The sequence below is a fragment of the Schnuerera sp. genome, from assembly GCF_035459645.1.
In the GTDB taxonomy this organism is placed as follows: Bacteria; Bacillota; Clostridia; order Tissierellales; family Tepidimicrobiaceae; genus Schnuerera.
The window spans coordinates 1-5060 of record NZ_DATHXO010000406.1 but is presented as its reverse complement, the minus strand read 5'-3'; the positions used below and the strand labels follow the sequence as shown (position 1 = coordinate 5060).

At 32.8% G+C, this 5060-nt stretch carries 8 protein-coding genes; 1 reads left to right on the top strand and 7 read right to left on the bottom strand.

What is annotated here, in order from left to right; translation table 11 throughout:
- Positions 1-38 precede the first annotated feature (38 nt).
- The 3 genes from rpsP to VK998_RS09580 form a co-directional block, all read right to left on the bottom strand.
- Complete coding sequence (gene rpsP, locus VK998_RS09590) at positions 39-230, bottom strand: 30S ribosomal protein S16 (protein ID WP_475513935.1); 192 nt, start codon at positions 228-230, stop codon at positions 39-41.
- Entirely contained in the window at positions 205-351 is a 147-nt protein-coding gene (locus VK998_RS09585; RefSeq protein WP_325227908.1) for a hypothetical protein, read from the bottom strand. The genes rpsP and VK998_RS09585 overlap by 26 nt, the downstream gene beginning before the upstream one ends.
- A 70-nt stretch (positions 352-421) precedes the next feature.
- Positions 422-904, bottom strand: coding sequence for a CarD family transcriptional regulator (locus VK998_RS09580; protein WP_325227907.1), 483 nt, complete (start codon positions 902-904; stop codon positions 422-424).
- Between the two features lie 215 nt (positions 905-1119).
- Here VK998_RS09580 and VK998_RS09575 point away from each other — a divergent pair, with 215 nt between their 5' ends.
- Positions 1120-1536, top strand: a complete 417-nt coding sequence (locus VK998_RS09575; RefSeq protein ID WP_325227906.1) for a nucleoside triphosphate pyrophosphohydrolase family protein — start codon at positions 1120-1122, stop codon at positions 1534-1536.
- A 49-nt stretch (positions 1537-1585) separates the two neighbouring features.
- Here the strand turns inward: VK998_RS09575 and disA are convergent, their stop codons facing one another.
- From disA to VK998_RS09555, 4 genes are all read right to left on the bottom strand, one after another.
- Complete coding sequence (disA, locus tag VK998_RS09570) at positions 1586-2635, bottom strand: DNA integrity scanning diadenylate cyclase DisA (protein ID WP_325227905.1); 1050 nt, start codon at positions 2633-2635, stop codon at positions 1586-1588.
- A gap of 107 nt (positions 2636-2742) precedes the next feature.
- Positions 2743-4122, bottom strand: coding sequence for a DNA repair protein RadA (gene radA / locus VK998_RS09565; protein ID WP_325227904.1), 1380 nt, complete (start codon positions 4120-4122; stop codon positions 2743-2745).
- Between the two features lie 157 nt (positions 4123-4279).
- The gene (locus VK998_RS09560) at positions 4280-4861 is read right to left on the bottom strand and encodes an AAA family ATPase (RefSeq protein ID WP_325227909.1); all 582 of its coding nucleotides are present in this window, start codon (positions 4859-4861) and stop codon (positions 4280-4282) included.
- A 14-nt stretch (positions 4862-4875) separates the two neighbouring features.
- Positions 4876-5060 (bottom strand): hypothetical protein (locus tag VK998_RS09555; protein WP_325227903.1); only part of this gene is annotated, 185 nt, incomplete at its 5' end.

Sequence of the window (5060 nt, the reverse complement as noted above, 5' to 3'; positions counted from 1 at the left end):
GGGTCTCATCCGGCCGGCTCACGGCACCGGACTGCCGCTCAGGCGCTTTGCTTGCTGTCGCGCTTGAGCAGGCTGAGCACACGGTCGGAGGGCGCAGCGCCCTGTTTCAGCCAGTAGTCGACCCGCTCGCGGTCCACCCGCAGCGGCACTTCGCCGCCGCGCGCCATGGGGTTGTAGAAACCCACGCGCTCGATGTACCGCCCGTCACGCGAGTTCCGGCTGTCGGTCACCGTCAGGGCATCCCTTATTTGACAAGCTAACTATCTCTAAAGCTTTCAATCCTGCAACTATACCATAACCAACTAATAAACCAATTAAAGTAATAATGCTCCTAATAATTTTATCAATCATTAGTTCACCTCCCATAGTATATTTATTACCATTAAATAAAATAATATAACAAATTTTTTTATTATTTTAATCATGCGGAATTTATAGCATCATTTATTAATTTTTCTGTTTCTTCCTGATTGGAGTCAACCACTAAAACTATTTCACTTATAAGCATTTGTTTTGCACTATTTAACATCTTTCGTTCTCCAGTAGAAAGTGCTTTTTCAGCATCTCTTAACATTAGATTTCTAACTACAGCAGCGATTTCAAATATATCGCCTGATTTTATTTTTTCCATATTTAATCTATAACGTCTATTCCAATTTTGAGGCATTTTTGTTTTATCACCCTTTAAAACATCTAATACTTTCTCAAGGTCATCATTTGTAATTATTTCTCTGATACCAATTTCTTCAATATTGTCCACAGGTATCATAACATTCATTTCTCCTATGGGCATTCTCATTATATAATATTTCCGTTTTTCACCTAAAATTTCTTTCTCTTCAATTCCTTCTATTATCCCAGCTCCATGCATAGGATAAACCACTTTATCTCCAATGTTATACATGTAACAACCTCCTATTCATACTGCCTCTTAGTATATTATACAATAATAGTTAAAGGTTGTAAAGATTACATTCTACCATAGTAACATTTATCTTGTCAACTATTTATTTTTTGATTTTACTTTTTAAAAATATTGATAGAAATATTTGACAACAACTTGTCCTTATAAGTATAATAAAAGCATAACTAATAATCATTTGACAGGGGTGGAACTATATGGACAGAAATACCGTAAGTGTTGAAAAAGATATAAGTTGTGATGATTTTCAAGCTCAAGTGGAAGATGTGCTTATTAGACATAAAAGCATTCTTGATATAACAACAAAGTTAGACGAATATACTTCGAGGATTAATAGAGCTGTAATTAAATCAGTTACTTATTGTGGTTGTATTGAAATTCATGCTACAAAACAGGATTACAATAAGGAATCTTTAGAAGAGATTAAAAACAATATGGAAAACCATGTAAAGGGCAGTTTATGTCCTAGCTGCAGGGAGATACTTGAAGAAGAAATAGGTGCATATATATTTTATTTATCAGCCCTTTGCAATACTTTGGACATAAACCTATCAGAGGCTGTATTAAAGGAATATGGTAATATGAAAACATTAGGGATTTTCAGTCTGAAATAAGGTTAAATATAATAGGCTAGATCTATGCAAATCTTTTCTAGCCTTTGTATTAGCTTTCAAAATATTGATTTTTATACTTCTTTAAGCCTTCAATTATATTAGCAGTTCTAACTTCTCCTATGCCTTCTACTAAATTTAATTTGTAAGGACTTGCCTTAATAATGTTTTGTAATGAACCGAAGTTTAACACTATCTTTTCTAAAACATTAGGATGCACCCTAGGAATTTTATTAAGTACTCTATATCCTTTTGGTTCAATTTTGATATCTAATGTATCTAATCCCTTATTGTAACCTAACTTGTTAGCAATTAAATTTAAATTCAATAATTGTTTAGAATCAAAGCTACTTATCTCATTTATTACTGTAGCGTAATCCTTATATTCGTCTTTTATATAATCTTTTACCAAATTTACCCTATCGCCCCTTACTCCATTCATCAATTCCATAACTTGCATATTCAGTAGTCTTCCTTCTACTCCTAATTCTGATATGTACAAATTTATTTCATTACCTATCCGCCAAACCATTTCCATATTTTGAATAGCATTAGTTACCTCATAAAGGGTAACCCTATTTTCAAATTCTAAAGTAGTTAAATTAGATAAAGCAATATTTAATGTCTCCTTATATTTTTCTAAAGTCTGAACTGCTTGATTTGCTCTACTTAGTATCTCGTTAATATCTTTCAATATATACTTATAGTCTGATTTATAGATTGTAATCACTTCTCTCCGTTTTGATATAGCTATTACTAAAACTCCTGTTTGTTTAGCAACTCTTTCAGCAGTTTTATGACGAGTTCCGGTTTCATTAGATAAAATATGTTGACAAGGAAAAAGTTGAGCATTGGCATATAATATCCTTTTACAATCTTTACTCACTATAATTGCGCCGTCCATTTTTGCTAATTCATAAATATTAGCAGGGCTGTATTCACAGTTAATATAAAACCCTTCATATGTAATTTCTAAAACCTCTTTAGTGTTTCCAATTACTATCAAAGCACCAGTCTTGGCATTAATTATATTATCTAATCCTGCTCTCAACTTAGTTCCTGGAGCCACCATCTTTAAAGTATCATATAGATCTAAATTCATATAAGTTCCTCCAAATAACCGTCTTGTAAGATATTATATGAAAATTCTTATATTCTAATACTTAAAATATAAAGGACTATATCCAAGTAAAAATATATACGTCTTATTTAGCTAAAAACATGATCTATAACTTCCTGCAAAGTATTTAATCCTATTACTTCAATTCCTTCCAACTTCATATTTGGTTTTATTCCATATTTATAAACATATGCTCTTCTATAGCCCATCCTATCTAATTCTTTAATTCTAGCCTCTAATGAAGGAACCCGTTTCAATTCTCCAGTTAAACCTACATCTGCAATAAATACTACATCGCTAGGTATTCCTTTATCCTTCACTGAAGATACTATACTCATTATTATAGCTAAGTTTACAGATTGTTCACTTAACCGTAACCCTCCTGTAGTCTTTATAACAACATTTTTGTCGTATAGATTTATTTTACCCCTTTGTTCCAGTATAGAGATTAAAGTACTTAATTGATCTTTTCTCAAACAATCCCCTATTCTAGCAGGATAAGGAGTAAAGGAATGAGATACTAAGCTTTCTATTTCGACTATTATTAACCTTGACCCTTCCTTTATCACCGATAATACACTACCTGGAACTATTTCATTTTGTTTACGACTCGTTAAAAAAAATGCAGAAGGATTTTTTATAGGTATCATACCTTTTTCTTCCATAGCAAATAACCCAATTTCTCCTGTAGGTCCAAACCTATTCTTAGTAGACATTAAAGTTCGTAATTCTTCATCGCTTTCTCCTTCTAAATATATGACAGTATCAACTAAATGTTCTAAAGTCCTAAGACCTGCCATTTCATTAGCTTTAGTCATATGCCCTACCATTATTACGGCTCTTGGTCTGCTTTTGTTTTTTGCCATATCCACTAATGCATTTGCACATTCTATAGTTTGAATCGGTGAACCTGCTCTAGATTTAAATTCTTCTAATTTAAAGGTCTGAATACTATCTATAATTATTAAATCTGGATCTATATTATCGATGTTTTGTAATACATTGTCCATGCTAATATCGGATAAAATCCAAATATCCTTTGGAATTTCATCTAGGATTCTATTAGCTCGATTTTTTATTTGGGTTTCGCTTTCTTCTCCAGATGCATACAATACTTTATAACCTTTTTCTGCAATATCTTTTGCAATTTCTAATAATAAAGTAGATTTACCAGCTCCAGGTCTAGCAGTCAATATAGTAACAGAGTCCTTGATAATGCCACCACCTAGTACCCTATTAAATTCATCTATACTTGATACTATTCTTTGCTCATCATCTACATCTATTGTATTAAGTTTTACGGGAGATACCCCTTTAATTTTCTGACTTTCCTTTCTGTTTCCTATGCTTTTTTTGTCTATATATACTTCATCAAAACTATTCCACGAACCACATTCAGAGCAGCGTCCCATCCATCTTATACTTTCATAACCACATTTAGAACATCTAAATATAACCTTTTTCTTCATATTTTCCTCCTTAGCTTTAAGGGTTGACTTTTTTAAATGCTATTACTACCTTTATTATAACAATTATTTTTTATAATTAAATCTAAAAGAAGAAAAAGTCATAGGTTCTTCTATGACTTTTCCAAATTTATAATTATTTTGCCGCCTCGTCAATAGCTTAAGCTATAGGTTCCTTGTCAAATATCAATCTGTCATCTTTAAAATCTATCAATATATCATCATCTTTTGAAACTTTTCCTTTTAAAATTTCTTCCGCCAATTGATCTTCTATCATTTTGGTTATGGTTCTCTCAAGAGGTCTAGCACCATATACTGGATCAAATCCCTCTTTGCTTATATGTTCTATAATTTTATCCGTAACCTTGATGTTTATATTTAGTTTTTTCATCCTCTTTTCTAAATCTTTAATCATTATACTAACAATTTCCTTTATATCTTCTTCCCTCAAAGAATGGAATACAATTACTTCATCTATTCTATTTAAAAATTCTGGTCTGAAAGTTTTTTTCAATCCATCCATAATAGTTTCTTTCATCTTTTCATATTCTTCTTTTTCTTCTTCCGAAGCCAAAGAAAAACCTAGTACATTTTGTTTTCTAATAGTTGTAGCTCCAACATTAGATGTCATAATTATTACCGTGTTTTTAAAATCAACAGTACGTCCTTTAGAATCGGTTAATCTACCATCATCTAATATTTGCAATAATATATTAAATACATCTGGATGAGCCTTCTCAATTTCATCAAATAGTATTACTGAATAAGGTTTTCTTTCGTCCGGCGGATCTCCACCATGAGTCGTTCACGAAGACCCTTGGGGGCCTTCTCGCAGCACGACCTGGACAGTTTCGCCTTGAGCCTGCGCTCCGAGAGGAACATCTCGCGGCAGTCGGGGCATCCTGCCAGATGGTGCTCCAGTCGCGAGCGACACGCGTCGT